Here is a 25,587-nt window from a genome sequence, read left to right on the forward strand (position 1 = left end):
GCAACGCTTGGCTTTGCGGCAGCTTGTTCTACAGGACGTATGAACCATCCACAGCTTAGTGCAAGGAGGCGTCATGCTCCGCGAGAAAATCCAGTCCGAAACCGTTACCTCGATGAAGGCCAAGGACAAGGACCGCACCGCCGCGCTCCGCCTGATCGGCGCGAAGATCAAGGACCGCGACATCGAATTGCGCACCGCGGACACCAAGCCCGACGACGAGGCGATGATCACCGATTTGTTGATGAAGATGGCCAAGCAGCGCCGCGAATCGATCGAGATGTACGAGGATGGCGGCCGCCAGGAGCTTGCCGACAAGGAAAAGGCCGAGCTGGCGGTGATCGAGGAATTCCTGCCGCAGCAGATGAGCGAGGACGAAACCCGCGCCGCGATCGCGCAGATCAAGACCGACCTTGGTGCCGATGGCATGAAGGACATGGGCCGCGTGATGGGGGAACTCAAAGGCCGCCACGGCGCTACTCTGGATATGAGCAAGGCCAGCGGACTGGTGAAGGAAGCCCTATCATGAACAAGATCGTATTCGCCCTCCCCCTTTCGCTGGCGCTCGCCGCCTGCGGGTCCGCCGATGAACCGCCGACCGATCTGGAAAACGCGGAGAGCGATGGCGCGGCCGCGGCGCTCGCGCGCAATATCGAGGCAGGCGAATTCCTCGATCTCGATCTTGGTGCAAAGATCGTCGGACCGCAGGGTCCCGAAGTGACGAGTGCGCTGTCGAACGCCGAAGGCAATTTCGCCGATATGCGCAGCTTCGTCGCCTGTCCTGCGGACATGACCGAATGCGATCCTGCAACCGCGCCCGAAGGCACGATCTATACCTATGTCCATGTCGTCTATCCGGGCGAGGACAATGAAGCCGGGACCGGCAGCGGCGAAGGCAATGATTCGTCGGACGTCGAACGCGCGACCGCGTTTCGTATGACGCGCCCGGCGACCGGGTTCACCGGCGCGGCCGGTTATTCGAAAGACGAGGCGATGGCTGCGATCGGGGCCAAGGCCGATGTCGTCATCACCTGCGACGATGGCGCGCTGGTCTGGACCGTCAGTGCGGGCGACGGCGGGGACCAGTGGGAGCAGGCCGAACCGCTGACCTTCTGGTGGCAATCGACCGTCGCGCCCGCAGGTCCCGTGGCCGCCTATGCCATCGACGCCAATTATGCGCAGGCCACGGGCAGCGGCCCCTACCCCGCCGATGCGCCCGGCGCGCCCAACGCCTGCAACGCACCCGCCGTAGCGGGCGCGGAAGGGTAATCGCATGATCCGCGCCGCAGGAATCGCAACCGTCATGGGGTGCCTGGCTATGGCCGGGTGCGGGAACAGCGAGCCTGCGCCCGCGCCCTCCCCCACCCCGACCATCGCGGCCCCGCGCACGCTGGTCGGCGCGGATCTCGATCTGTCGACGCTCGGCGCAAAGATCGTCGGGCCGCAGGGATCCGAGGTGGAAACCGTGCTCAGCGCGGGCAATCGCCAGATCGGCACGCTGGTCAGCTATGTCGCCTGCCCCGCGGGCACGCTTGTGTGCGAACCCGGCGAAATGCCCGTGGGCACTGTCTACACCTACGTCCATTCAATCACGCTGGTGGACGCCGAAGACGTCGCCGAAGGTCCTGTCGCCGATGCTCCCGACCTGCGCGAAACCCCGCCCACGCTGTTCCGCACGCTTCGCGCGGCGACCGGGTTCAACCAGGCGGTCGGCTATTCGACAGCGGAGGCCGACGCCGCGCTGGGCGATCCCGATGCGATTTCGATCACCAATGATAACGGCAGCCTGATCTGGCGCGTGGTGCGCGGCTCGGGCTGGCAGCCGGGCGGCACGGTCACGCTGTGGTGGCAGTCCACCGCTGCACCGCAGGGTCCGGCGGAAGCCTATCTATTCGAACTTGACGGCCAGCAGGTTGCGACCACCGGCCCCTTCCCGCCGGAGGATAAGCCTGTGGAGGGTTCCGCCGCGCGCTAGCGGTGGCCGCATCCCGGCGATAAGGTCTGCGACCTTATGGCCCTGTCACCCCAATGGTTAGACGAATTGCGCATGCGGACCACGCTGTCCGCGGTGATCGGTCGTACCCTGCGGCTGACCAAGGCGGGCCGCGAGTTCAAGGCCTGTTGCCCGTTCCATAACGAGAAGACGCCGAGCTTCTACGTCAATGACGAGAAGGGCTTCTACCATTGCTTCGGCTGCGAAGCGCATGGCGATGCGATCCGTTGGCTGACCGACCAGCGCGGCCTGCCGTTCATGGATGCAGTGAAGGAACTGGCCGCGGAAGCCGGGATGGAAGTCCCCGCCCCCGATCGGCAGGCCGCCCGCCGCGCCGAGCAACGCGCCAGCCTCCACGATGTGACCGCTGCGGCGCAGGACTGGTTCGAGGGCAATCTGCGCGGTGCGGACGGGGCGCAGGCGCGCAGCTATCTCGGGCGGCGCGGATTTTCCGATGCGACGGTGCGCGAATTCGGCTTCGGCTATGCGCCCGAGGACCGGCAGGCGCTGAAGCGCGCGCTGGGCCGGTTCGAGGAACCCATGCTGATCGAGGCTGGCATGCGGATCACGGTCCAGGACAAGGAACCCTACGACCGCTTCCGCAGCCGGTTGATGCTGCCGATCCACGATACGCGTGGGCGGGTGATCGCCTTCGGCGGCCGGATCCTCGACAGCGAAGCCAATCCCAACGCGCCCAAATATCTCAACAGCCCCGATACGCCGCTGTTCGACAAGGGCCGCACGCTTTACAATCTGCACCGCGCCGCGCCCGCCGCGCGGCAGAGCGGGCGGATGATCGTGGTCGAGGGCTATATGGACGCCATCGCGCTGGCCAATGCAGGCATTCGCGAAGCGGTCGCCCCGCTGGGGACCGCGCTGACAGAGAACCAGATCGAGCTGCTCTGGCGCCAGGTCGAACGGCCGATCCTGTGCTTCGATGGCGACAAGGCCGGGCAACGCGCGGCGATGCGCGCCATTTCGCGCGCCCTGCCGATGCTGCGCCCTGCGCATTCGCTGGCGATCGTGCGCCTGCCCACGGGGATGGACCCCGACGATGTCATCCGCGACCAGGGTGTCGGCGCAATCGAGCAATTGCTCGCCGAACCGGCCAGCCTGCTCGATACGCTGTGGGACTTCGAGAAGGCCGCGGCCCCGCTCAATTCGCCCGAGGACAAGGCCGGGCTCAAGGCGCGGCTGCTCGATCACGTCGACAGCATCCAGCACCCCGATATCCGCGCGCTGTACAAACGCGAACTGCTCGAGCGGTTCTCTGCCTATGCCTTCCCCCCGCGCCCGCCGCGCGAATTCCGCCCACGCGGCGAGTGGCAGAAGGGCGGCTTCAAGCCCCCCGCGCCCAGCTTGTCGCCCGAAGCCCGCGACAGCCTGACGCGGGCGATGGCGGGCGGCGCGCGCGATTCGCTGACCCGCGCGGTGATCGCGGGACTGGTCAAGTTTCCCGACCAGATCCTGCGCCACGAAGACGCGCTTTCGGACCTTGCGCGGCGTGACCAAAATGTCGGTCCGGCGCTCGATTCGCTGCTTGAAGCTGCCGAGACGCTTGATTTGTCCGCGCAATCGACCATATCGCTCGAGCGAGGCCTTCCCGCCCCACCGGCAAAAACCTTATTCGCCTTCCTCGATGAAGGCATCGACCCGGGTGATGCGCGCGAGGATCTGGCCGAGGCCGTGTCGCTCCTGGTCGAAAGGCCAGCGCTGGAATCCGCTTTGGCGGAGGCTACAGCGCGCTTTGAACGCGATCCGGAAGGCTCCATCGCCGAACAGGGCCGATTGCGCGAGCGATTGCTGGCCCTGAACGAGCGTTTGAAGCGTTTTGGACGTAGGAAAGCTGCAGCAGACGGCGAATCGGACACATGATCTTGGCGGGAACGCGGCCCGCTGGAAGTTTTAGACTGGATTAGAAATCTTTATGGCCACCAAGTCGAAGACCACGGACGATGGCGACGCTCCCCTGATCGACCTCAACGAAGCCTCGATCAAGAAGCTGATCGCCAAGGCGAAGCGCAAGGGTTACGTCACCTATGACGAGCTTAACGACGCGCTGCCGCAGGGCGAGATGAGTTCGGACCAGATCGAGGATATCCAGTCAGCCCTGTCCGACATGGGTGTGCAGATCGTCGAAAGCGACGAGGAAGCCGAAGCCGCGGCCGAGGAAGATTCCGAAGTCGAGGAAATCGCAGCGGGTGCCAAGAAAGACACCAAGGCCGCAGCCAACAAGCCCACCGCCACGCGCAAGCTCGCCACCGGCGAACGCACCGATGACCCGGTCCGCATGTACCTGCGCGAAATGGGCGCGGTCGAACTGCTCAGCCGCGAAGGCGAGATCGCGATCGCCAAGCGCATCGAAGCCGGCCGCGACATGATGATCATGGGCCTGTGCCAGAGCCCGATCACCTTCCACGCCATCATCCAGTGGTCCGAAGCGCTCAATGCCGAGGAAATGCAGCTGCGCGAGATCCTCGATCTCGATGCCATGCTGTCGAAGGAACCCCCGCCCGAGAAGATGGAAGCGGGCGAGGATGAAGACGACGACGGCGAGATTTCCGAGGAAACCGCCGGTCCGACGATTCGCGACGACGATGAAGACGAGGATTCGGAAGAAAACGGCGAAGAGGGCGAGGAAGGTTCGTCCAAGAGTGACGACGAAGAGGAAGAGGACAACACCATGTCCCTTGCTCAGATGGAAGCCGCGCTCAAGCCGGATGCCATCGAACGCTTCGCGCGTATCGCCGATTTGTTCGGCAAGTTCGAGAAGCTCCAGAAGGAGCGCGTCGACCTGATGGCCAAGGGCGAGGTGTTCACCCGCGCCAAGGAAAAGAAATACGAAGCACTTTCGGAACAGCTCACCGCCGAAGTCGAAAGCGTCCAGTTCCACGCGACCAAGATCGAATTCCTGGTCGACAATCTCTACGCTTTCAACCGCCGTCTGACCGCGCTGGGCGGCCAGATGCTGCGCCTTGCCGAACGCCACAAGGTCAAGCGGATCGATTTCCTCGATGCCTATATCGGCAACGAGCTCGACGACAGCTGGCTCAAGGAACGCGCCAAGAAGGACAAGAAGTGGGCGGCCTTCGCCGAGAAGGAAGGCGATGCGGTCGAACGCATCCGTGCCGAGATCTCGGACATCGCCAGCCAGACCGGCATGGCGCTGGAAGAGTTCCGCCGTATCGTGAACATGGTCCAGAAGGGCGAGCGTGAAGCGCGTATCGCCAAGAAGGAAATGGTCGAGGCGAATTTGCGCCTCGTGATCTCGATCGCCAAGAAATACACCAACCGCGGCCTGCAGTTCCTGGATCTCATTCAGGAAGGCAACATCGGCCTGATGAAGGCGGTCGACAAATTCGAATACCGCCGCGGTTACAAGTTCAGCACCTATGCAACCTGGTGGATCCGTCAGGCAATCACCCGCTCGATCGCCGACCAGGCACGCACGATCCGTATTCCGGTCCACATGATTGAAACGATCAACAAGCTGGTGCGCTGCAGCCGCCAGTTCCTGCACGACCAGGGCCGCGAACCGACACCCGAAGAGATGGCGGAGAAACTCTCCATGCCGCTCGAGAAGGTGCGCAAGGTGATGAAGATCGCCAAGGAACCGATCAGCCTCGAAACGCCGATCGGCGACGAGGAAGATTCGCATCTGGGCGATTTCATCGAGGACAAGAACGCGATCATCCCCGTCGATGCCGCGATCCAGGCCAATCTCAAGGAAACCGTCACCCGCGTGCTCGCCAGCCTTACCCCCCGCGAGGAGCGCGTGCTGCGCATGCGCTTCGGTATCGGCATGAACACCGATCATACGCTCGAGGAAGTCGGCCAGCAGTTCAGTGTGACGCGCGAACGTATCCGCCAGATCGAGGCGAAGGCGCTGCGCAAGCTCAAGCACCCGAGCCGCAGCCGCAAGATGCGTTCGTTCCTCGATCAGTAAGCGCATGCGCACCCTGCGGGAGCGCATGCCCATCACCCCAACCGGTAAATTCTTCGGATTGCCGGGAACCGTTGGGCGTCCAATGCTTTAAGGCGCCATGCGGGGAGAAATGCTAGGGGGCCCGGTCGCGAAATCGGCCGGTGTTCGGGGATCATCGACGTTGGATAGGGCTATCGACTTCAAGCTCGTGCTCGCGCACTCGCCGAACCCCTATCTGCTGCTCGATCACGAGCTGAATATACGATGGGCAAACGAAACCTATCTCGAGCTCATGGATCGCGAGCGCGACGACATTGTCGGCCGCCATGTATTCGATGCATTCCCGAACAAAGGTGAGAGCCGCCAGCAACTCCAGACCTCCTTCGACCGGGTGCTCGAGACGGGTGAGCCCGACGAAATCGCGCACATAAAATACGATATTCCCAATGCCTCGGGCGGCATGGATGCGCATATCTGGAGCACGACCCAGGTTCCGATCCTCGACGATGGCGGGGCCGTCGAATACATTCTCCAGCATCCCATCCAGATCACGAAGATCGAACAGCGCGATACTGCGGGCGTTGTCCGCCGGGCCGAAGCGGTCGAAGAGCGGTGGCGCGGGGCATCGAAGGAATTGGACCGGCTGCGCGCCTTGCTGGAACAGGCGCCCGGTTTCGTGGCCGTACTTGCAGGTCCGGAACATCGCTTCGTCATGTCGAATGCCGCCTATCGCCGCCTGATCGGAGAGCGCGAACTGGAAGGCAAGAGTGTGGCGGAGGCGCTGCCCGAAATCGCCGAACAGGGCTTCGTCGAAGTGCTCGACAGGGTCATGAGCACCGGCGAACCCTATTTCGGACGCCGCGAAAAGATCCTGCTGAAAAGCAGCGATGACGATGAATTGCGCGAGCGGCATCTCGAATTCATTTTCCAGCCCATCCGCGGCCCGGATCGCTTCGAGGGCGTGCTGGTCCAGGGGTATGATGTCACCGAGGAAGTGGTGGCCGAGGAAAGCCAGCGCATCCTGATCAACGAACTCAACCACCGCGTGAAAAACACGCTGGCTGTCGTTCAGGGCCTGGCGCAGCAATCGTTCAGGGGTGACAAGCAAAATCCCCAGCTCGACATCTTCGTCAAACGGCTGGCGGCCTTGGCCAGTGCGCACAGCCTGCTGACCGAACGGCGGTGGGAATCGGCCGATCTGGCAACCATTGTCCGGGGTGCGCTCGAAGCAACCGCCGGGACCCGGCAGTCCCGCTATACGCTCGACGGGCCGGATATCCGTCTCGAGCCGCAGCCCGCTGTCGCCTTGGCGATGGTCATCCATGAATTGTGCACCAATGCGGTGAAGTACGGCGCGTTTTCGACCGAGGGCGGCTCGGTCGATATTCACTGGTCGCTCGAACAGGGCACCGACGGCAGCCGGCTCGTTCTCGATTGGCGCGAAACCGGCGGCCCGACGGTCGCCAAGCCCGACAGGACCGGATTTGGATCGCGGCTCATCAAGCGCGGGCTCGGCACACCGGGGAGCCGCACCGAGATCGACTATGCACCCGCCGGCCTGCACTGCCGCCTCGAGGGCATTCTATGCCCCTGACTGGCAAACGAATCCTGGTGGTCGAGGACGAACCCATCATTGCCTTCTCGCTCGAGGACATGCTCCTCGAGGACGGCGCCGATGTGGTCGCCGTGGGCTCGCTTGAAGAGGGGCTCGATCAGGTCAAAGCTGGGGCGTTCGATTTTGCCATTCTCGACATCAACCTGCATGGCAAGAAAAGCTACCCCATCGCCTTCGAGCTTGTGCGCAAGGGCGTCCGCTTCGTCTTCGCCAGCGGCTATGGCGACGCCGAACACCCGGCAGAACTGGCGGATGTCACCACGCTAACCAAGCCCTATGTGCTGGACGACATCCGCGATATCGCGATCGACAACTGACCCCTATCAATCCGGCGTGGGCAACCGCCACAAGGAGGTGGCGAGCCGCGGCGGAAACGACTATGGGGCGCGCATGCGTATCGCCATAGCATCCGACCACGCCGCGCTCGATCTCAAGACCGAGCTGCGCGACTGGTTGATCGAGCAGGGCCACGAGGTCGCCGACCTTGGCCCCGAGACCGCCGACAGCGTCGATTATCCCGACTTCGGCTACAAGCTGGCCAGCGTCGTCGCCGATGGTACCGCCGAGCGCGGCGTCGCCCTGTGCGGGAGCGGGGTCGGCATTTCGATGAGCGTCAACCGCAACCCCGCCATGCGCTGCGCGCTGGTGGGGGAACCCTTGTCGGCCACCCTCGCCCGCGAACATAATGATGCGAACTGCATCGCCATGGGTGCGCGCCTGACGGGCAGCGACATGGCCAAGGCGTGCCTTTCCGCCTTCCTCGAAACCCCCTTCGCCGGCGGCCGCCACCAGCGCCGCGTTGACAAGCTTTCCAACCCGGACATCTGATCTATGGCTACCCAGGCAAAAGACACCGCGCGCGATCCGATGGACCGCTTCTGGCACGATACGCTGGCCGAAGCCGATCCCGAGATCCACGCTGCGATCCGCAACGAGCTGGCCCGCCAGCAGGACAAGATCGAGCTGATCGCGAGCGAGAATATCGCCTCCGCCGCGGTTCTCGAAGCCACGGGTAGCGTGTTCACCAACAAATATGCGGAAGGCTATCCCGGCAAGCGCTATTACGGCGGCTGCGACTATGCCGACGTCATCGAAACGCTGGCGATCGACCGCGCCAAGCAGTTGTTCGGGTGCGAATTCGCCAACGTCCAGCCCAATTCGGGCAGCCAGATGAACCAGGCCGTGTTCCTTGCGCTGCTGCAGCCGGGCGACACTTTCATGGGGCTCGACCTCAATTCGGGTGGTCATCTCACGCATGGCTCGCCGGTCAATATGAGCGGCAAGTGGTTCAATCCGGTCAGCTACGGTGTGCGCCAGGATAACGAGCTGATCGACATGGACGAGGTCATGGCGATCGCCAGGGCCAACAAGCCCAAGCTCATCATTGCGGGCGGCACTGCCTATTCGCGCGTGTGGGACTGGGCCGCTTTCCGCAAGGTGGCCGACGAGGTCGGGGCCTATCTGATGGTCGACATGAGCCACATCTCGGGCCTCGTCGCTGGCGGCGCCCACCCCAATCCCTTCCCGCATGCGCATGTCGTGACCACCACTACGCACAAATCGCTGCGCGGCCCGCGTTCGGGCGTGATCCTGTGGAATGACGAGGCGCTGACCAAGCCGTTCAACATGGCGGTTTTCCCCGGCATGCAGGGCGGCCCGCTGATGCATGTCGTCGCCGCCAAGGCTGTGGCCTTTGGCGAGGCGCTGCGGCCCGACTTCAAGGATTATGCGCGGCGCGTCGTCGACAACGCCCGCGCGCTGGCCGAAGGCATCGAGGCCAATGGCTTGCGCGTCGTCTCGGGCGGGACGGACAACCACTCCATGCTGGTCGATCTCACCGCCAAGGACGTGACCGGCAAGGCCGCGGAAGCCGGGCTCGACCGCGCCTGGCTGACCTGCAACAAGAACGGCATTCCCTACGACACGCGCAGCCCCTTCGTGACCAGCGGTATCCGCCTCGGCACGCCGGCGGGCACCACGCGCGGTTTCGGGCCCGACGAGTTCAGAACCATTGGCGCGCTGATCTGCGAAGTGGTAGATGGGATGTCGCGCAATGGCCCCGAGGGCGACGGCCAGGTCGAAGAGCAGGTGCGCGGCAAGGTTGCCGAACTGTGCGCTGCCTTCCCCGTCTATCCGGGGCGCTGAGGAGACAAGCGATGGACGAGCACGACCCCAAGCACCAGGATCACGAGCTTCTTTCCGACGCCAAGGACGAGGTGAAGGACATGGCTACCAAGGGCCTCGACCATCCTTCGACCAAACCGGTCCTGACCGGCGCGGCCGTCGGCGCGATTGCGGGCGGTCTGCTGCCCGTCGTGACCTGGCCGATCGGTCTCGTCGCAGGCGCGGGTTTCATGCTCTACAAACGTCTCCGACCGTAAATGCGCTGCCCTTTCTGCGCGCATGACGACAGCCAGGTAAAGGACAGTCGTCCGACCGAGGATTCCACCTCGATCCGGCGGCGGCGGCAGTGTTCCAGCTGCGGCGCACGCTTCACCACCTTCGAACGCGTCCAGCTGCGCGAGGTCACCGTGCTCAAATCGGGCGACCGCCGCCAGCCCTTCGATCGCACCAAGCTCGAGCAGTCGATTGCGCTCGCCTGCCGCAAGCGCGACGTTCCGCAGGAACGCATCGATCAGCTGGTCAGCGGGATCCAGCGCCAGGTCGAAACCGCGGGCGAGGCAGAGATTGCTTCGCAGCGTATCGGCGAAATGGTGATGGACGGACTGCGCGGCCTGGACAGCGTCGCCTATATCCGCTTCGCCTCGGTCTATCGCGACTTCAGCGAAGCGCGCGATTTCGAGGAATTTGCCAGCACTGTGCAGGAAGCGGCCGCCAATGAGCGAAGCTGATACGCGCAAACCCGTAATCGTCCTCGTCCGCCCGCAGCTGGGTGAGAATATCGGCAAGGCGGCGCGCGCGATGCTCAACTTCGGATTGGTCGAAATGCGGCTGGTCGAGCCCCGCGATGGCTGGCCCAACCCCGCTGCCGGTCCTGCCGCGGCGGGCGCGGACATCGTGCTCGACCAGGCGCAAGTGTTTGCCACCACTGCCGAAGCCGTCGCCGATTGCGCGCATGTCTATGCCACGACAGTGCGCAAGCGCGGTGTCACCAAGCCCGTTGTCACGCCCGAGCAAGCGAGCCAGGAAATCGCCGCAGCGCAGGGTCGCAGCGCGATCCTGTTCGGGCCCGAGCGTTCGGGTCTGGAGACCGAGGACGTAGCGCTGGCCCGCGCGATCCTAACCGTACCGATCAATCCCGAATTCGGATCGCTCAACCTCGCGCAGGCGGTGATCCTGTGCGCGTATGAATGGTCGAAGCACGAGCATTTGGTCCAGCCCACGCAGGAAGACCTCCTGCCCCCCGCCCCCCAAGAAGAGCTCGACGGGCTGGTGGCGCATCTCGAGGGCATGCTTGCACCCAAGGGCTATTTCCTCCCCGAGTCGCGCGCCGAAGCATCGCGCCGCACGCTGCGCGGCGTGCTCACCAAGCCGGGCTGGAATCATCTCGAAGTCCGCACTCTGCGCGGGGTTTTGTCTTCTCTGGCGCGCCCACCCAGAGACTAGGTCGTTCTAATTTCTTGATTTCGCGATATTGTGGTAGTCTTCTTCTGCCCTCCTTTTGCAAGGGTCGGAAGGTGAGAGGACAAGACATGACAAATACAGGCACAATAGCGCTTTTTGCTGGCGCCCTATTCTTCACATTTCCTGCGATTGCTCAGGACAATTCCGAAAATCCCGACGCGGCCGCAAAGGTTGCTTTGAGCGATGAGGCCGAAGACGCTGCGGTGGAGCGCCAGGACGAAACCATCGTTTGTCGTGAACTGGCCCCCAAGGCTGGCACGCGCATCCCTGGTCGCGAGGTCTGCCTGCCGGTTTATAAGTGGGAAGAATGGGAACGGACGACACGCGAAACGGCGAATGATGTCGAACGGCGCGGGCGGATCAGAAATAATCCCTGACAATCCCGGCTGGGCTCGATAGGCTGCTTTCGCATCTTGCAATCCGCGCCTCACGCTTGGGGTGGACTGGCGCGGATTGCCTATCGATGGCCCATGCCATGGGCTGGCTCACAGGAGGAAAATGTGAATACCAAGTATCTGACTATCGCTGCGGGCGCTGCAGCACTCTTTCTGCTTCCCTCACCCGCATTGGCGGATGGCGAAAAGGGCGTAGTCGGGGACGAAGACAGTGCAGCCGCCAAGGATGCGGCCACGATCGTTTGCAAGCGTCAGCCCCCGCCCGTAGGCTCGCGCCTGGGCGGCAAGAGGGTTTGCAAGACTAACGCCGCATGGAAGATCGAGCGCGAAGCCGCTAGCGCTGCCGCGCGTGAAAACCAGGATCGCAGCGGCACGGGCAACACCCGTAGCACCGCTGGCTAGTTTCCTTCGCGGAGCCGGTCCCACTCGACCAGCTCGTAAGCGATTGAGGTTTCGACCAAATCTTCCCATATCCGCCCAAGCGGATCTGCCGGAAGATTGCGGCGAATGGCATCGGAGCGCGCATTGCCGACCACTTCGGCTTTGCGCGCTTCGTCGCGCACGGCGTTGCGGTCGGATTTGATCCGTGCCGCCGCGCGCATGTAGCCGAACCGCCGCTCGAGCAAATCCATCAATTCGCGGTCGGTCGCATCGACGCCGCGCCGCACGTCGCGCATATCGGTGCAGTCGTCGGGCAGTTTGTAATCCTGGGTCATGGCGCAGCGCCCTGCCCCGCTTGCTCCGCCTTGTCGAGCGCCTATGTTACCGCTTGACGCGCAGCCCGATCTTGATAAGAGCGCGCCTTCGCAAATTGGCTCCGCACCCCGGTGAAGCGGAAGCCGCGTCGAACCCCCGGTTCGGCGGTGTGATGCCGGGTTTGATGGCCGTCGATGGGATGGCCCAGCAAATTGGAGAATATCTATGACGAAGCGCACCAGCGCCAAGTACAAGCTCGACCGCCGGATGGGTGAAAACATCTGGGGCCGCCCGAACAGCCCGGTCAACAAGCGTTCCTACGGCCCCGGCCAGCACGGTCAGCGCCGCAAGAGCAAGATGAGCGACTTCGGCCTGCAGCTGCGCGCCAAGCAGAAGCTCAAGGGCTATTATGGCGACGTCACCGAGAAGCAGTTCAAGCGCACCTACAAGGAAGCGTCGGCCATGAAGGGCGACACGGGCCAGAACCTCGTCGGCCTGCTCGAACAGCGTCTCGACATGGTCGTCTATCGCGCCAAGTTCGCGCCGACCATCTTCGCCGCCCGCCAGATCGTGAGCCACGGCCACATCCTCCTCAACGGCGTGAAGACCAACATCGCCTCGGCCCGCGTCAAGGTCGGCGACGTTGTGGCGCTCGGCAAGAAGGCGCAGGAAATGGCGCTGGTCATCGAAGCGCAGAGCCTGCCCGAGCGTGACATTCCCGACTACGTCGCTCCCGACGGCAACGACAAGGTGACCTTCACCCGCGTGCCCAAGCTCGACGAAGTGCCCTACCCGGTCACGATGGAACCGAACCTCGTGGTAGAATTCTACTCGCGCTAAGCCTCACCGGCAGCGACACAGAAAAAGGGCGGTCCCTCGCGGGGCCGCCCTTTTCTTTGTGGTTGGTATGGCTTGGCTCAGGAGCCCAGGTTGGTGGAGAGGAACGCGTCGATCCGCATCAGCATGTCCTTGCGCGCTGCACTATCGCGGAGCGAGTGTTCCAAGCCCTCGAATTCGAGATACTCGACGGATTTGCCCGCTCGCCTTAGTGCCGCTTCCATATCGCGCGACTGCTCGACGTCGACGTTGTTGTCGGCCGTGCCATGGACGAGGAAGACAGGTGCGGCGAAGGACTGAGCGTTGCGCATCGGGCTGCCCTGTTCGAGATGCGGTCCATCGCCGACGAATTTCTGAACGAGGCGGAAATTGGAGGACATTCTCTCCTCCTCGATCAGCTGCCGCCAATCGGTGACCGGCGCGACCGCGACCACAGCCTTGTATAGCTCGGGATCCACGACCTGCGATTGCAACGCTGCGTAGCCGCCATAGGACCACCCGACGATCGCAAGTTTTTCCGAATTCGCAATCCCCTGCGAGACCAGCCAGCGACCGGCATCGTTTACATCGCCAATGGCGGTACGCCATGCCTTGACGCCGTTCTTGCCGAACCAAGCCTTGCCGTAGCCTGTCGAGCCGCGGAAGTTGGGCTGCAGCACCGCATAGCCCCGTGCGGCAAAGAACTGGACCAGCCAGTCGAAGCCCCATTCGTCCCGGGCGGAAGGGCCGCCGTGCGGCATGACGATGGCGGGTATGTTCTTTCCGTCCGACCCGGTCGGCAGTGTGAGGTAGCCGGGGATCACCGTTCCGTCGGCGGCAGGAAAGGTTACCGGCTTCATCTCGGCCAGTTTGCGCCCCTCGGTCATCTCACGCACGGGCAACAACGGGCTCAGCTCGTTGGTATCGCGGTTGAAGCGATACAGCATGCCCGGATCGACATCCGACCCCGTAACAATCAGCAGCTTGCGCTCGTCCTCGCTCGCACCGACGAAATTCACCATGGGCTGGCCGGGAAGTGCATTGCCCAGCGCAATAGCCAGATCGCGCAGTCCGGGGTCGAAATATTTGACCAAGCGTTTCTCGGTCGCGAAACTGGCACCGATCACGCGCTGGCGACGGCCTATCGTTACCAGATCGTCGACATCGGCACCCTCGGCGGAAAGCACCAGCGACTTCGCCAGGCTGCCATCAAGCGCAATCGAATAGAGGTTGGTAAAACCCCGGTCGCCGTAATCGAAACCGTACACCACATTACCGGCTGCATCGACAGCATGCGGTTCAAATCCATCAACGGTCTGGCTGTCGATCTCCGCCCGAGAAAGCGGCTGCCAGCGCTGTGACCCTTGCTCGCGGTAAAAGTAGGCCAGCACATCCTTCGAGTAACCGCGCGCTGTCGCGTTACCGGTGCCTTTTATCCGAACGACGCCGTTACTGTCCGCGATATATCCGAAAGCGTCCTTGTCCGGCGCTTCGACACGCTTTTCTCTCCCCGTATCGACATCGTGCGAAACGACGCCAAGACCGTCCTTCTGATTGGCAAGGCGTGTGTTGAGCGAGCTTTCCTTGCCATATAACCGGCTAACTAGGATCGAACTGTCGTCGCTCTCGGCATTGAGCGAGACGATCCCGCCGCCGTAATAGGTATGGCTCAGAGCCCGCAGCGAGCGGGCGCCCTCGATAACGTTTGGTTCGCTGCCATCGGAATTCACCGCAATCATGCGGGTTGCCGAGATGTAGCGCCCGATCGACTCGTCCTCGCGCGATACAATCGTCTGGCAAACAAGGCGCTGTTCGGTGATCCAGTTGCAATAGGCCAGATCGCTCATGACATCGAGTGCGGCAAGCGCGCGTTGCGGCGGCGTGCCCGCAGCAAGGTCGACCGTGTAAAGCGCTTCGCCGCCCGCGCCGACGCTGGCGACATAGGCAAGCTTGTCACCCGAAGGCACAGGCTGGCATGGATCACCGATTGCCGCGCGCCAAAGGCGGTAGCGTCTTCTTCAGCGGTCTCTGCGGAGAGCGGCGTGGCAGCCGCGCAAAAAGAAATGGCGGCGACACCCGCGAGTAGCTTGTTCATGAATACGACCCCTCAAGTAATAATGCGTCGAAGCCTAACAACCAGTGGCATCAATGCAACCTCAGAGAAGGCCTGATTGCGGCCCGATGGCCGCCTATCCAAATGGACAACCGCCTTGGGCTCAACCCATGCTTGAAGGGGGTTCACTTGTCCTTTCGCCGGACAAGGATGGGTGCAACACTCGTCCGCGGCATCAAGACGAAGGCCCAACATGAACATATTGCTGCTCGACGCACATCCGGACCGTGAGCGCTTTGCATCAGTAGCGGCTGGCCACCTGCAGCGATTTCCACACCATCGCGGCGATCGCGAGCGTGATCGCCCCGCCCCAGAACCAGTAGGGCAGGAACAACGCATCGGCGATGCGGCCGGTGTCGGACAAGACGGCTTGCCCGCCAAGCTGACCGCCAGGACTGAAGAGATAGCCGAGGTCCTGATATACGCTCACGGCGCCCTGCACGCCGAGGAACTCGACCGCGACGCGTTGCCATTTCGCATTGCCGCGCAGCGCGATGTAACCCGCCGCGACGGCGAATAGCGGCAGCACGATCCATCCCGCGATCGAGCGCACCCATACCAGCGTCGTTACTGCCAGCGCGGCCGCAAGACCCAGCAGCACCCAGCGGGTGGCCCGCCGCGAACGCGAGGCGATAATCATCAGGCACCCCGCGATACTCGGACCCAGCAACCCTGCGGCCGCGACAATCGCTTGGCCGATGCCCCACATACTCCCGGAATATTCGGCAAATCCCGAGCCATTGGCAAAGATCACCAGACGCTCGAACTCGGCGCCGAGCAGCATCGCGGTCAGCCCGTGCGCCATCTCGTGGAACCAGGTCGCCAATAGCGTAAACGGCATCAGCGCCAGCGTCCCGATCTCGGTCTGCCAGGCGATAATCGTCAGTACTGCGAAGGCGAGGATATAGCTCTGCTCGCGTTGGATGGCCGGCTGCATGTGGTCCTCCGCATAGGGCAGGCCCCATTTCGCGGGCGCGACGAGCGGCTGGGGATTATCGGTCATCGCCGCAGCCTATCGCCCGTCGGCCTCAACGCAAGTAGTCGCGGCGGAAATCGCTGGCGAATTGCGCGAATTGTCCGGCCGCGATTGCATCGCGCATCGCCTGCATCAGCTGCTGGTAGAACGCGATGTTATGCTCGGTCATCAACATCGCGCCGAGGATTTCCTGCGACTTGACCAGATGGTGCAGATAGGCGCGCGTATAAGTGCCGCAGGTATCGCAGGTGCAGCGGCTGTCGAGCGGCTCCTGATCTTCGACGAAGCGCGCATTGCGCAGATTGATCGGGCCGTGCCACGTAAAGGCCTGGCCGTTGCGACCCGAGCGGCTGGGCAGGACACAATCGAACATATCGACTCCGCGCTCGACCGCGCCGACCAGATCGTCGGGTTTGCCCACCCCCATCAGGTAGCGCGGGCGATCCTCGGGCAACTGGCCCGGCGCGTAATCGAGCGTGGCGAACATCGCTTCCTGCCCTTCGCCCACCGCGAGCCCGCCGATGGCGTATCCGTCGAAACCGATAGCGGCGAGCTTGTCCGCGCTGATCCGGCGCAGGTCCTCGTCGAGCGCGCCCTGCTGGATCCCGAACAGCGCCGACCGCGCGGCATGCTCGCCGCCCGCGTCGAAGCCGTCGCGGCTGCGCTTCGCCCAGCGCATCGACATTTCCATGCTCGCCGCAATCTCGTCACGCGGGCGGTCGGCGCGCGGGCATTCATCGAATGCCATCACGATATCGCTGCCCAGCAGGCGCTGGATTTCCATGCTGCGCTCGGGCGTGAGCATGTGTTTCGAGCCATCGATATGGCTGCGGAATTCGACGCCCTGCTCGGTCAGCTTGCGCAGTTCGGACAGGCTCATCACCTGGTAGCCGCCGCTGTCGGTCAGGATCGGGCGCTGCCAGTTCATGAATTTATGCAGACCGCCCAGCCTCGCCACCCGCTCGGCCCCCGGACGCAGCATCAGGTGGTAGGTATTGCCGAGAATAATGTCCGCGCCCGTCTTGCGGACGGTTTCGGGCTTCATCGCCTTGACTGTCGCCGCGGTCCCGACCGGCATGAATGCAGGCGTGCGGATCGTGCCGCGCTGCATTGCGATGCTGCCAGTGCGCGCGGCACCATCGGTAGCGTGGATGTTGAATGCGAAACGTTCGCTCATGGTCAGAAGCCGTAGATGAGGGTGGCGCGGGTCAGCGTGTCGGTGCCTTCCGACCCCGCCGGCGGGTTGCTGTCGTACTCAACCTTGTACGACAGGCGCGAACGCAGCCGGTTGCTGACGTCGAAATCGAGACCGGTCACCAGATTGATCGTTGTGTTGGCCCCATCGAAGATCAGCGTTGCCTCGGCGCCGGTTTCGGCCAGCGCCTCGACATCCTGCGTCAGCTTGAGGCGGTCGAGCACCTGCCAGTCGAAATCGAGCCCGACCAGTCCCGCGATCCGATCCGCGCTGGTTCCGTCGGTGAAATCCGTCACGCGGTAGGCGGGGCCCGCCTTGAGCGAGAGCTTGAGCTCCGGATTGTCGATTACGCGATAACCGAGTCCTCCCGACACCGAATAGCGCGAGGAGAAGCCCTGGATCCGGTCGCGTTCATATTGCGCGAGACCATAGGCGAAGATGTTCTCGTCGAACTGCCAGCGCGGTTCGTAGGAAGCCGCGAACTGTTCGCGGCTGGTGGAGCCGTTCTGCCGCTGGTAATCGGCGCGCAACCTGATCGAATGGGTCCAATCGATGCCTTCGCGATCGAGCCGCAACGCGGCCACCACCCCGACAGACTCGGTATTGCCGCTCGACTGGAAAGCGCCCAGCTCGCCTTCGCCGCTCCAGCGCTCGAACATGCCTGCGTTGATCAGCGCGGTTTGCTCCGCCTCAGCCTCGGCCGCACGGCGCGCCGCCAGCGTGATCTTCCACTGGTCGTTGATCGCATCGATCATGCTGCGTTCTTCGGGCCATGTGCTACGCGCGAGGTCGATAACTGTAGCGACCTTCTGCTCGTCGCCGCTGGCTATGGCTGCATCGATCATCGCGCGCGCGCCATCGGGAAGCTCGGCCTGCACGGCCGTCGCGGCACAGCCCAGCAGGGTGGAAAAGATCAACGGGATAAAGCGCATGGGCTGCGCGTAGCGCCTAGTTTCGCGCCTCGCCACCCTCCAATCGATGGAACGTGTCAGGCGCGCAGGCGCCATCCGGTCTTGAAGATATAAGCGATCACCGCGACGCAGGTTGCGAGGAAGCCGAGCGTGATGCCGAAGCTGATCCCAATGTCGACATCGCTCGATCCGTAGAAGGTCCAGCGCAAACCGCTGACCAGATAGACGATCGGATTGGCGAGCGCGATCGTGTCCCACGGCTCGGGCAGCATATCGATCGAATAGAAGGTCCCGCCGAGAAAGGTCAGCGGGGTCAGGAACAGCATCGGGATGATGCCGAGCTTCTCGAAATTGTCCGCCCAGATGCCGAGGATGAAGCCGAACAGGCTGAAGGCCGCGGCGACCAGCATGATGTAGCATACCGCCAGCAAAGGGTGCGCGATCGAATAATCGACGAATAATCGCGCGGTGAGCAGGATGATCGCGGCGAGCAGCAGGCTCTTGGTCATCGCGGCGCCGACGAAACCGATCAGCGTCTCGGCAACGCCCACCGGCGCGCTGAGCAGTTCGTAGATCGTCCCGGTAAAGCGCGGCATGTAGATGCCGAAACTGGAATTGCTGGTGGTCTCGCCCAGCAGTGTAAGCATCAGCAGGCCGGGAATGATGAAGGCGCCATACTCCACCCCCCCGAGATCGGGCATGCGACCGCCGATCGCCGCGCCGAAGACGATGAAATAGAGCGAAGTCGTCAGCACCGGCGCAAGCACCGACTGGAACGCGGTGCGCAGGAACCGCATCAGTTCGCGGGTGTAGATCGACCAGGTCGAACGCCAGGAGATCATGCCGCCTCCCCCTCGCCCAGCAGCGAGACGAAGATATCCTCGAGGCTGCTCTCGCGCGTTTCGATGCCGGTGTAGTCGATCTCTGCGGCGATCAGTGCCTTGGTGAGCTCGGCAACCTCGGCCTTGCCCTTGCCGGTCCCGTCGCCGCCGCGATAGCAGAGCGAGGTTCCGCCCTGTTCCAGCTCGACCGGAAAACGGGCGATTGCCGGCGGCAGTACGCTCAGCGGCTCGGCCAGCGCGATATGCGCCTCGGTGCGGCCGAGCCGCGCCATCATGGCATCCTTCTGGTCGACCATCAGCAATTTGCCGCGATTGATGATCCCCACGCGGTCGGCCATCATCTCGGCTTCCTCGATATAATGCGTAGTGAGAATGATGGTCACGCCGCGGCTGCGCATGTCGTCGATGATCGCCCACATGCTCTTGCGGAGTTCGACATCGACACCCGCGGTGGGCTCGTCGAGAAACAGCAGATCGGGCTCATGCGCCAGCGCCTTGGCAATCAGCACCCGGCGCTTCATCCCGCCCGACAGCGCCATGATGCGCTCGTCGCGCTTGTCCCACAGGCTCAGGCTGCGCAGGATTTCCTCGATCCGCTCGCGGTCGGGGGCAAGACCGAACAGCCCGCGCGAATAGCTGACCGCGCGCTCGACGGGTTCGAACATGTCGGTGCTGAGTTCCTGCGGCACCAGACCGATACGGCTGCGCGCCCGGCGCCAGTCGCTGGCGAGGTCGTAGCCAAACGCTTGGATCGTGCCCGAACTCGGCCGGACCAACCCGCAGACCGCACCGATCAGCGTGGTCTTGCCCGCCCCATTGGGACCGAGCAGCGCGAAAATCTCGCCCCTGCTGACCGTCAGATCGACATGGTCGAGCGCTTTCAGCCCGCCGGGATAGACCTTCGACAGGCCGCTGAGTTCGAGAATCGGATCCACAGCCTCCTAGCTAGCGGCGATCCAGTTGCCGTGGAAGCCCGGTGGGATGAGATGCGGGATATGGACCGCCGCGACCGGGGAAAGGCTCATCGCGTCGAGGATCTCGAGTGCGCTGGTGCCGTGGTTGCGGTCGATCACATATCCCATCACCCAGCCATCGCCTTCGGGTGCGTCGGCCGAGCGCGGAACAAAGACGAATTCGCCGGGAATGCGCCCTTCGCCGAAAACATGCTGCACGCGTTCGCCAGTGGCGAGATCGTGGCGATAGAGCGGCATCGGCGCGACAAATTCCAGATCCCCGTCTTCGGGCATGCCCATCGACCAGAGATATCGATGAGGCTTGGTAAAATAGCGCTCGTCCGGCCGGGGAAATTCCTGGCCCGCTGCGTCCATGGTGCGGCGGGTGACCTTCCCGCCCTGCCCGTCGGCCGTCCAGCGTTCGAGCCCCAGCGCCTTGCCATAGGGCCCCGGCATCTCGCCGTCGAAAATGGTCTCATAGGGGCAGACGTCGATGATCACCTGGTCGGTTTCATCTTCGAAACTGTTGCCGACATGAAAGACATAGCAGGGGTCGACCTCGTGCCACACGACCTCGTCGCCCGTGGCGCCGCGCGGCAGCAATCCGACCCGCGCCTGGTGGCCGCGGTTCCAGCGATAGGGGAACTTGTGGCCTGACATCAGCGCCTGCATCGAGAAGGTGACCGGCAGGTCGAGGATCACCACGAAGTTCTCGGTGAGCGCGCAATCGTGGATCGAGGGTCCATGCTTTACCGCGATCTCGGTTTCGCGCAGCACCTTGCCGTGCCGGTCCATGGCGACGTGGCGAATGGTGTCCTGCGACGGACCCTCGTAGCAAATCGCGTGATATTCGCCCGTATCGGGGCATTGATGCGGATGCGCGGTGAAGGAACCGGTCAGCCCGCCGCCGAAATCGGAATAGGCGACGCTGTCGAGATTGCCGTCGAGTTCGACCGGGAAGCTGTTGGCCTCGACCAGCGCCATGATCGTTCCACCGATATCGAGGACATTGGTGTTGACGGTGTCGCCAAAGCCGCGGCGCGGGCCGCCCACGGCCGGCGGGCCGCCCTTGCCTTCAAGCTCGGCGGACCGGATGAAGCGGTTGCGATACCATTCGGCCTTGCCATCCTTCAGCCGGACGCCGTGCACCATCCCATCGCCCAGAAACCAGTGGTGACCCTTGCCGGTTTCGCCGAAAGGGTTGGGACCGATCCGGACATAGCGGCCATCGAGTTCGACGGGAATGGTGCCGGTCACCGCCAGGTTATCGAGCGTGAACTCCTCGGTCAGCGGTGTATGGATGCCGTGCAGGAACGGATTGTCCTCCGCACCCGGCAGACGGGTGCGGTTGATGCTGGCAACCGCCTGTAGTGCGGGCGTAACTGCCTTGCGGATGGTTTTCTCGATGACGCTTGCCATGACCGACTCGCTCCGGTTAAAGTGAACGCTGTAAACATAGAGGTCATGATAACAGTGTCAACATCGCCTGCCAGCTACCATCACGGTAACCTGCGCGACGCCCTGCTCGCCGCCGGGCTGGAAGCGCTCGAAGGGGCCGAGGGCAAGGCCCCCTCGCTGCGCGAACTGGCGCGCGAAGTCGGGGTTTCGGCGACTGCGGTGTATCGCCATTTTCCCGACAAGCAGGCGCTCGACAAGGCGCTGGCGCAGGAAGGCCTCGCGCTACTTGGAAGCGAGCAGGCGAAAGCGGCGAAAAAAGCGGGTGGCGGGGCGGCGGGCTTTGCCGAGACGGGGCGGACCTATGTCCGCTTCGCGCTCGCGCATCCCGCGCTTTTCCGGCTGATGTTCACGCAAGGCCATCCTGTCGGCGACCGCGATGCACCCGATCAGGCGCGCGAGTTACTGACCGCACATACCCAGGCACTCACCAGCGATCCCGAACGTGCCGAAACGCTCGCACTGCAGGCGTGGTCGATTGCGCACGGGATTGCGATGCTGATGCTCGACGGGCGCATTAGCGCCGATGATGCGCTGATCGACCGCTTGCTCGATACAGACAACGTGTTCCCCTAGATCAGGGAAGCAGCAGCGAGGAATCGCCATAGCTGTAGAAGCGGTATTCCTGCGCAATGGCGTGCTCATAGGCAGCCATCATCCGGTCGCGCCCCATCAACGCGCTCACGAGCATCATCAGCGTCGATTTGGGCAGGTGGAAATTGGTCATCAGCCCGTCGATCGCGCGAAACCGGTAACCCGGCGTGATGAAGATGGCCGTATCGCCCGCAAACGGCTGGATCACGCCGTCTTCGCCCGTCGCGCTTTCGAGCAGGCGCAGGCTGGTGGTGCCGACCGCGATGACCCTGCCGCCGGCCTCGCGCACTGCATTGAGCCGGTCGGCTACTGCAGGTTCGATCTGGCCCCATTCGGCATGCATCGCATGGTCGTCGGTGTCGTCCGCCTTGACCGGGAGGAAAGTCCCTGCCCCGACATGCAGCGTGAGTGTTTCGGTCCCAACCCCCGCTTCAGCCAGCAAAGCCATTAGCTCGGGCGTGAAATGCAGCGCGGCGGTGGGTGCGGCGACCGCGCCATCTTCCTGCGCGAACATGGTCTGGTAGTCTTCGCGGTCGCGCGCGTCGGTGGGGCGCTTGCCGGCGATATAGGGCGGCAGCGGCATCCGCCCTGCCCGCTCGAGCAGGACCTCGACCGGTTCATCGCCCCCGAAGGCGAGCACGAAGCTGCCATCGGGCAGCCGTTCTTCGGCGAGCGCGGTCACCCCGCCGCCGAATTCGGCGATATCGCCGACCCGCAATCTCTTGGCATTGCGCACGAAGGCCTGCCAGCGGCGCAAGTCGATCCGCTTGTGCAGCGTGGCACCGATCCTGGCTTCGCCCCGACGTCCTTCAAGCTGCGCCGGGATCACGCGCGTATCGTTGAACACCAGCACATCGCCCGCGCGCAGCATGTGCGGCAGGTCGCGTACGCCGCGATCCTCGAAGGGGCCTTCCCCGCGGACGACGAGCATGCGCGCAGCATCGCGCGGACGCGCCGGGCGCAGCGCAATCCGTTCGGGCGGGAGTTCGAAATCGAAGAGGTCGACTTTCATCGCGCCGCCCCTAGTCCGGGTGCGGCGCGATGGAAAGTCAGTTGCCGATCGGCGCGTTCAGATCGCTGGCCGAAATCTCCGCATCGGGCACGCTTGGCGCGGGCATGGCGGGGACCGGCTTGTTGTCCGCCGCGATCGACGCTTGGAGGATCCGCGTGGGGTTCGCGGGCGGCTCGCCGCGCTCGATCGCGTCGACGGCGGCCATATTGGCAATGACGCGGCCGAAATTGGTGTAATTCTCGTCGAGGTTGAAGCGCGGGTAGAAGACGAGGAAGAACTGGCTGTTCGCGCTGTCGGGGCTGGCCGAGCGCGCCATCGACACGCTCCCGCGGACATGCGGCATGCGGTGGAATTCCTCCGCAATGTCGGGCAATTCCGAACCGCCGGTGCCGGTCCCGGTCGGATCGCCGGTCTGCGCCATGAACCCGTCGATCACACGGTGAAAGATGATCCCGTCATAGAACCCCTGCCGGGTCAGCGTCTTGACCCGCTCGACATGGTTGGGTGCCCAGTCGGGCTTCAGCCGGATCGATACGCGTTCGCCATTCGACAGGTCGAGCAGCAGGATGTTTTCGCGGTCCTCGGTCACGTCGAAATTGACCGGCGTGAATACGCGCGTATCGGCTTCCGCTTCGGCGGCAACCGTCGGGTCAGCTTCCTGCGCTTGGGCGGCAAAGGGGGCCGCAGCAAGCGAAAGCGTGGCAGCAATGGCAAGCGAAGTCTTGAGCATCGTCATTCCGTAGCAATGTCCTGGATGGCGGATCGTCTAGCGACCGGCGTCTGTCGGTTCAATGAATAGCTTGGGTAGCCGCGTCAGCCGCCGCGGGGGCCGAGCTTCTGCACCCGCGCCTCGACATCGGCGCGCACGGCGGGGGTCACGAACTTCCCGATCGGGCCGCCGTAGAAAGCGATTTCCTTGACCAGACGGCTGGCGATCGGCTGCAGTTCGACATCGGCCATCAGGAAGACGGTTTCGATCTGGTCGTTGAGCTGCCGGTTCATGCCCGTGAGCTGGTATTCATATTCGAAATCGGTCACGCCGCGGATTCCGCGGATGACGATGCCCGCACCCATCTGCTGGGCAAAGTCCATCAGCAGCGAATTGAAGCCGACCACGCGGATGCTCTGGCTCTTGATGCCCGCTACTTCGCGTTCGACCATGGCGATACGCTCGTCATCGTCGAACATGGGCGACTTGGCGATATTGGTGGTGACACCGATGATCAGCTCGTCGACCAGCTTCGCGCCGCGCTCGATTATATCCATATGCCCGAGCGTGATCGGATCGAAGGTCCCCGGGTAAATGCCGATACGCTTGGCCATTAATGATCCCTCTTCACGATGAAACGCGCCAGCTCAACCAGCAGCCGCGCATCCTCGCCATGGCTGGCAAGGTGCCGTCCGGCCTGTTCGACCAGCATGGTCGCCTGCGCGCGCGCCTGTTCGACGCCCATCAGCGTGACGAATGTCTGCTTGCCCTGCACCTCGTCCTTGCGCAGCGCCTTGCCGGCGCGTTCTTCGTCGCCTTCGACGTCGAGCAGGTCGTCGGCGATCTGGAAGGCGAGGCCGATATCGCGGGCATAGGCGCGCAAATGCGCCCGTCCTTCGGGCGGTACCCGGCCGAGCACGGCCCCCATCTCCACGCTGGCAGCGAGCAGTGCGCCCGTCTTGAGCTGCTGGAGGCGCGTGATCTGGCGCAGGTCGTAGGCCTGTTCTTCGGACATGATATCCATCATCTGGCCGCCCGCCATACCGTCATGACCGCTGGCGCGGGCGAGCGTGGCGACCAGCTCGGCGCGGACGAAGGGATCGGTGCTGGTATCGGGCTGGCTCAGGATATCGAAAGCCAAGGCATGCAGGCAATCCCCCGCGAGCACGGCGGTCGCTTCGTCGAAGGCGGTGTGCACGGTGGGTTTGCCGTGCCGCAATTCGTCATCGTCCATGCAGGGTAGATCATCGTGGATCAGCGAATAGGCATGGATCGCCTCGACGGCGCAGCCGGCATTGATCGCGGCGCTGCGGTTGACCCCGAACAGGTCGGTGGTCGCGACGAGCAGCAGCGGACGCACCCGCTTGCCGCCGCCGATCGCGGCATAGCGCATCGCCTCGACCAGTCGCGCGCGGGTATCGTCGGGGACGGGAAGAAACGCGTCGAACGCGCTATCGATATCGGCCTGGACCCGCTCGAACGCGTCGCCAAGCAGGTCGGGCAGCGCGGTAACCACCGTCACGCGGCGCCGCCTGCATCGAAGGGCTCGGTGCCCGCCGGTTTGCCATCGGCGCCGGCCACGATCTTCTCGATCCGCGCCTGCGCCGCATCGAGCCGCGCCTGGCACGCCTTGCGCAGTTTTTCACCACGCTCGTAGAGATCGATGCTCTCGTCCAGCGGTACATCGCCGCTCTCAAGCCGGCGAACCACACCCTCGAGTTCGCGCAATGCCTGCTCGAAGCTCAAATCCGAAATCTGTGACTGTTCCTCTGCCATCGCAGGCAAGCATTGACGGTCCGCCTGCG

General features: G+C 63.6%; 29 protein-coding genes. 16 read left to right on the forward strand and 13 right to left on the reverse strand.

Annotated elements, in window-relative coordinates:
- Window positions 1-73: 73 nt before the first annotated feature.
- The 14 genes from J2S32_RS03015 (at window position 74) to J2S32_RS03080 (ending at window position 11,912) form a co-directional block, all read left to right on the forward strand.
- Window positions 74-526 carry a GatB/YqeY domain-containing protein gene (locus J2S32_RS03015; protein WP_253515888.1) on the forward strand — a complete coding sequence of 151 codons (453 nt, stop codon included), beginning with the start codon at window positions 74-76 and terminating at the stop codon, window positions 524-526.
- Window positions 523-1,266 (forward strand): hypothetical protein, encoded by a 744-nt coding sequence (locus J2S32_RS03020; RefSeq protein WP_253515891.1) that lies wholly within the window; start codon window positions 523-525, stop codon window positions 1,264-1,266. Before J2S32_RS03015 ends, J2S32_RS03020 begins: the two co-directional genes overlap by 4 nt.
- A gap of 4 nt (window positions 1,267-1,270) precedes the next feature.
- Window positions 1,271-1,972: a hypothetical protein gene (locus J2S32_RS03025; RefSeq protein ID WP_253515894.1), complete on the forward strand. Its 702-nt coding sequence runs from the start codon at window positions 1,271-1,273 to the stop codon at window positions 1,970-1,972.
- A 36-nt stretch (window positions 1,973-2,008) separates the two neighbouring features.
- A complete protein-coding gene (gene dnaG, locus J2S32_RS03030) occupies window positions 2,009-3,865 on the forward strand; it encodes a DNA primase (RefSeq protein ID WP_253515896.1) in 1,857 nt (618 codons plus the stop codon).
- A gap of 52 nt (window positions 3,866-3,917) precedes the next feature.
- A complete protein-coding gene (rpoD, locus tag J2S32_RS03035) occupies window positions 3,918-5,936 on the forward strand; it encodes an RNA polymerase sigma factor RpoD (protein ID WP_253515899.1) in 2,019 nt (672 codons plus the stop codon).
- 160 nt (window positions 5,937-6,096) lie between these two features.
- Window positions 6,097-7,509 (forward strand): sensor histidine kinase, encoded by a 1,413-nt coding sequence (locus J2S32_RS03040; RefSeq protein ID WP_253515903.1) that lies wholly within the window; start codon window positions 6,097-6,099, stop codon window positions 7,507-7,509.
- Entirely contained in the window at window positions 7,500-7,847 is a 348-nt protein-coding gene (locus J2S32_RS03045) for a response regulator (protein ID WP_253515914.1), read from the forward strand. The genes J2S32_RS03040 and J2S32_RS03045 overlap by 10 nt, the downstream gene beginning before the upstream one ends.
- A 73-nt stretch (window positions 7,848-7,920) precedes the next feature.
- A complete protein-coding gene (gene rpiB, locus J2S32_RS03050) occupies window positions 7,921-8,358 on the forward strand; it encodes a ribose 5-phosphate isomerase B (RefSeq protein ID WP_253515917.1) in 438 nt (145 codons plus the stop codon).
- A 3-nt stretch (window positions 8,359-8,361) separates the two neighbouring features.
- A complete protein-coding gene (glyA, locus tag J2S32_RS03055; RefSeq protein WP_301298544.1) occupies window positions 8,362-9,675 on the forward strand; it encodes a serine hydroxymethyltransferase in 1,314 nt (437 codons plus the stop codon).
- Window positions 9,676-9,686: 11 nt separating this feature from the next.
- Window positions 9,687-9,911 carry a hypothetical protein gene (locus J2S32_RS03060; protein WP_253515921.1) on the forward strand — a complete coding sequence of 75 codons (225 nt, stop codon included), beginning with the start codon at window positions 9,687-9,689 and terminating at the stop codon, window positions 9,909-9,911.
- Window positions 9,912-10,382, forward strand: coding sequence for a transcriptional regulator NrdR (nrdR, locus tag J2S32_RS03065; RefSeq protein ID WP_253515924.1), 471 nt, complete (start codon window positions 9,912-9,914; stop codon window positions 10,380-10,382). It begins immediately after the preceding gene.
- Window positions 10,369-11,097, forward strand: a complete 729-nt coding sequence (locus J2S32_RS03070) for an RNA methyltransferase (protein WP_253515928.1) — start codon at window positions 10,369-10,371, stop codon at window positions 11,095-11,097. The genes nrdR and J2S32_RS03070 overlap by 14 nt, the downstream gene beginning before the upstream one ends.
- An 86-nt stretch (window positions 11,098-11,183) precedes the next feature.
- Window positions 11,184-11,492 (forward strand): hypothetical protein, encoded by a 309-nt coding sequence (locus J2S32_RS03075; RefSeq protein ID WP_253515945.1) that lies wholly within the window; start codon window positions 11,184-11,186, stop codon window positions 11,490-11,492.
- A gap of 123 nt (window positions 11,493-11,615) precedes the next feature.
- Window positions 11,616-11,912 carry a hypothetical protein gene (locus J2S32_RS03080; protein ID WP_253515948.1) on the forward strand — a complete coding sequence of 99 codons (297 nt, stop codon included), beginning with the start codon at window positions 11,616-11,618 and terminating at the stop codon, window positions 11,910-11,912.
- Here J2S32_RS03080 and J2S32_RS03085 read toward each other — a convergent pair.
- Window positions 11,909-12,226: a chorismate mutase gene (locus J2S32_RS03085; RefSeq protein ID WP_253515952.1), complete on the reverse strand. Its 318-nt coding sequence runs from the start codon at window positions 12,224-12,226 to the stop codon at window positions 11,909-11,911. The two genes, J2S32_RS03080 and J2S32_RS03085, sit on opposite strands and share 4 nt — an antisense overlap.
- A gap of 205 nt (window positions 12,227-12,431) precedes the next feature.
- Between J2S32_RS03085 and rpsD the strand changes: the two genes are divergently transcribed.
- Entirely contained in the window at window positions 12,432-13,046 is a 615-nt protein-coding gene (rpsD, locus tag J2S32_RS03090; protein ID WP_253515954.1) for a 30S ribosomal protein S4, read from the forward strand.
- 77 nt (window positions 13,047-13,123) lie between these two features.
- On the opposite strand, the gene J2S32_RS03095 is transcribed toward rpsD, so the two are convergent.
- The 7 genes from J2S32_RS03095 to J2S32_RS03125 form a co-directional block, all read right to left on the reverse strand.
- Window positions 13,124-14,989 (reverse strand): alpha/beta hydrolase family protein, encoded by a 1,866-nt coding sequence (locus tag J2S32_RS03095; protein ID WP_253515960.1) that lies wholly within the window; start codon window positions 14,987-14,989, stop codon window positions 13,124-13,126.
- Window positions 14,990-15,376: 387 nt separating this feature from the next.
- Window positions 15,377-16,138 carry a M50 family metallopeptidase gene (locus J2S32_RS03100; RefSeq protein WP_253515963.1) on the reverse strand — a complete coding sequence of 254 codons (762 nt, stop codon included), beginning with the start codon at window positions 16,136-16,138 and terminating at the stop codon, window positions 15,377-15,379.
- Between the two features lie 25 nt (window positions 16,139-16,163).
- Window positions 16,164-17,288 (reverse strand): tRNA guanosine(34) transglycosylase Tgt, encoded by a 1,125-nt coding sequence (tgt, locus tag J2S32_RS03105; protein ID WP_253515965.1) that lies wholly within the window; start codon window positions 17,286-17,288, stop codon window positions 16,164-16,166.
- Between the two features lie 2 nt (window positions 17,289-17,290).
- On the reverse strand, window positions 17,291-18,238 hold the full coding sequence (locus J2S32_RS03110) for a DUF481 domain-containing protein (protein ID WP_253515967.1): 948 nt from the start codon (window positions 18,236-18,238) through the stop codon (window positions 17,291-17,293).
- Window positions 18,239-18,294: 56 nt separating this feature from the next.
- Window positions 18,295-19,059 carry an ABC transporter permease gene (locus tag J2S32_RS03115; RefSeq protein WP_253515970.1) on the reverse strand — a complete coding sequence of 255 codons (765 nt, stop codon included), beginning with the start codon at window positions 19,057-19,059 and terminating at the stop codon, window positions 18,295-18,297.
- Window positions 19,056-19,994, reverse strand: a complete 939-nt coding sequence (locus J2S32_RS03120; protein ID WP_253515973.1) for an ABC transporter ATP-binding protein — start codon at window positions 19,992-19,994, stop codon at window positions 19,056-19,058. The genes J2S32_RS03115 and J2S32_RS03120 overlap by 4 nt, the downstream gene beginning before the upstream one ends.
- Window positions 19,995-20,000: 6 nt before the next feature.
- A complete protein-coding gene (locus J2S32_RS03125) occupies window positions 20,001-21,431 on the reverse strand; it encodes a carotenoid oxygenase family protein (RefSeq protein WP_253515975.1) in 1,431 nt (476 codons plus the stop codon).
- A 45-nt stretch (window positions 21,432-21,476) separates the two neighbouring features.
- Between J2S32_RS03125 and J2S32_RS03130 the strand changes: the two genes are divergently transcribed.
- Window positions 21,477-22,043: a TetR/AcrR family transcriptional regulator gene (locus tag J2S32_RS03130; protein WP_253515988.1), complete on the forward strand. Its 567-nt coding sequence runs from the start codon at window positions 21,477-21,479 to the stop codon at window positions 22,041-22,043.
- Between the two features lies 1 nt (window position 22,044).
- Here the strand turns inward: J2S32_RS03130 and queA are convergent, their stop codons facing one another.
- The 5 genes from queA to J2S32_RS03155 all read right to left on the reverse strand — a co-directional run bounded on the left by queA (window position 22,045) and on the right by J2S32_RS03155 (window position 25,558).
- A complete protein-coding gene (queA, locus tag J2S32_RS03135; RefSeq protein ID WP_253515991.1) occupies window positions 22,045-23,073 on the reverse strand; it encodes a tRNA preQ1(34) S-adenosylmethionine ribosyltransferase-isomerase QueA in 1,029 nt (342 codons plus the stop codon).
- 37 nt (window positions 23,074-23,110) lie between these two features.
- On the reverse strand, window positions 23,111-23,803 hold the full coding sequence (locus J2S32_RS03140) for a peptidylprolyl isomerase (RefSeq protein ID WP_253522901.1): 693 nt from the start codon (window positions 23,801-23,803) through the stop codon (window positions 23,111-23,113).
- Between the two features lie 83 nt (window positions 23,804-23,886).
- Window positions 23,887-24,396 (reverse strand): pantetheine-phosphate adenylyltransferase, encoded by a 510-nt coding sequence (coaD, locus tag J2S32_RS03145; RefSeq protein ID WP_253516010.1) that lies wholly within the window; start codon window positions 24,394-24,396, stop codon window positions 23,887-23,889.
- Entirely contained in the window at window positions 24,396-25,298 is a 903-nt protein-coding gene (locus tag J2S32_RS03150; protein ID WP_437181929.1) for a polyprenyl synthetase family protein, read from the reverse strand. Before J2S32_RS03150 ends, coaD begins: the two co-directional genes overlap by 1 nt.
- Before the next feature lie 2 nt (window positions 25,299-25,300).
- On the reverse strand, window positions 25,301-25,558 hold the full coding sequence (locus J2S32_RS03155) for an exodeoxyribonuclease VII small subunit (protein ID WP_253516016.1): 258 nt from the start codon (window positions 25,556-25,558) through the stop codon (window positions 25,301-25,303).
- Window positions 25,559-25,587 lie beyond the last annotated feature (29 nt).

It is taken from the genome of Qipengyuania citrea (assembly GCF_024171405.1).
Lineage (GTDB): Bacteria > Pseudomonadota > Alphaproteobacteria > Sphingomonadales > Sphingomonadaceae > Qipengyuania > Qipengyuania profunda.

What these genes read in the sequence shown, in the direction of transcription:
- J2S32_RS03060 (WP_253515921.1), top strand. Translation starts at nt 9,687, where the DNA reads ATGGACGAGCACGACCCCAAGCACCAGGATCACGAGCTTCTTTCCGAC.
- rpsD (WP_253515954.1), top strand. Translation starts at nt 12,432, where the DNA reads ATGACGAAGCGCACCAGCGCCAAGTACAAGCTCGACCGCCGGATGGGT.
- J2S32_RS03155 (WP_253516016.1), bottom strand. Translation starts at nt 25,558, where the DNA reads ATGGCAGAGGAACAGTCACAGATTTCGGATTTGAGCTTCGAGCAGGCA.
- rpoD (WP_253515899.1), top strand. Translation starts at nt 3,918, where the DNA reads ATGGCCACCAAGTCGAAGACCACGGACGATGGCGACGCTCCCCTGATC.
- J2S32_RS03140 (WP_253522901.1), bottom strand. Translation starts at nt 23,803, where the DNA reads ATGCTCAAGACTTCGCTTGCCATTGCTGCCACGCTTTCGCTTGCTGCG.
- J2S32_RS03110 (WP_253515967.1), bottom strand. Translation starts at nt 18,238, where the DNA reads ATGCGCTTTATCCCGTTGATCTTTTCCACCCTGCTGGGCTGTGCCGCG.
- queA (WP_253515991.1), bottom strand. Translation starts at nt 23,073, where the DNA reads ATGAAAGTCGACCTCTTCGATTTCGAACTCCCGCCCGAACGGATTGCG.
- tgt (WP_253515965.1), bottom strand. Translation starts at nt 17,288, where the DNA reads ATGAGCGAACGTTTCGCATTCAACATCCACGCTACCGATGGTGCCGCG.
- dnaG (WP_253515896.1), top strand. Translation starts at nt 2,009, where the DNA reads ATGGCCCTGTCACCCCAATGGTTAGACGAATTGCGCATGCGGACCACG.
- nrdR (WP_253515924.1), top strand. Translation starts at nt 9,912, where the DNA reads ATGCGCTGCCCTTTCTGCGCGCATGACGACAGCCAGGTAAAGGACAGT.
- J2S32_RS03075 (WP_253515945.1), top strand. Translation starts at nt 11,184, where the DNA reads ATGACAAATACAGGCACAATAGCGCTTTTTGCTGGCGCCCTATTCTTC.
- J2S32_RS03015 (WP_253515888.1), top strand. Translation starts at nt 74, where the DNA reads ATGCTCCGCGAGAAAATCCAGTCCGAAACCGTTACCTCGATGAAGGCC.
- J2S32_RS03115 (WP_253515970.1), bottom strand. Translation starts at nt 19,059, where the DNA reads ATGATCTCCTGGCGTTCGACCTGGTCGATCTACACCCGCGAACTGATG.
- glyA (WP_301298544.1), top strand. Translation starts at nt 8,362, where the DNA reads ATGGCTACCCAGGCAAAAGACACCGCGCGCGATCCGATGGACCGCTTC.
- J2S32_RS03100 (WP_253515963.1), bottom strand. Translation starts at nt 16,138, where the DNA reads ATGACCGATAATCCCCAGCCGCTCGTCGCGCCCGCGAAATGGGGCCTG.
- J2S32_RS03045 (WP_253515914.1), top strand. Translation starts at nt 7,500, where the DNA reads ATGCCCCTGACTGGCAAACGAATCCTGGTGGTCGAGGACGAACCCATC.
- J2S32_RS03130 (WP_253515988.1), top strand. Translation starts at nt 21,477, where the DNA reads ATGATAACAGTGTCAACATCGCCTGCCAGCTACCATCACGGTAACCTG.
- coaD (WP_253516010.1), bottom strand. Translation starts at nt 24,396, where the DNA reads ATGGCCAAGCGTATCGGCATTTACCCGGGGACCTTCGATCCGATCACG.
- J2S32_RS03125 (WP_253515975.1), bottom strand. Translation starts at nt 21,431, where the DNA reads ATGGCAAGCGTCATCGAGAAAACCATCCGCAAGGCAGTTACGCCCGCA.
- J2S32_RS03070 (WP_253515928.1), top strand. Translation starts at nt 10,369, where the DNA reads ATGAGCGAAGCTGATACGCGCAAACCCGTAATCGTCCTCGTCCGCCCG.
- J2S32_RS03085 (WP_253515952.1), bottom strand. Translation starts at nt 12,226, where the DNA reads ATGACCCAGGATTACAAACTGCCCGACGACTGCACCGATATGCGCGAC.
- J2S32_RS03025 (WP_253515894.1), top strand. Translation starts at nt 1,271, where the DNA reads ATGATCCGCGCCGCAGGAATCGCAACCGTCATGGGGTGCCTGGCTATG.
- J2S32_RS03020 (WP_253515891.1), top strand. Translation starts at nt 523, where the DNA reads ATGAACAAGATCGTATTCGCCCTCCCCCTTTCGCTGGCGCTCGCCGCC.
- rpiB (WP_253515917.1), top strand. Translation starts at nt 7,921, where the DNA reads ATGCGTATCGCCATAGCATCCGACCACGCCGCGCTCGATCTCAAGACC.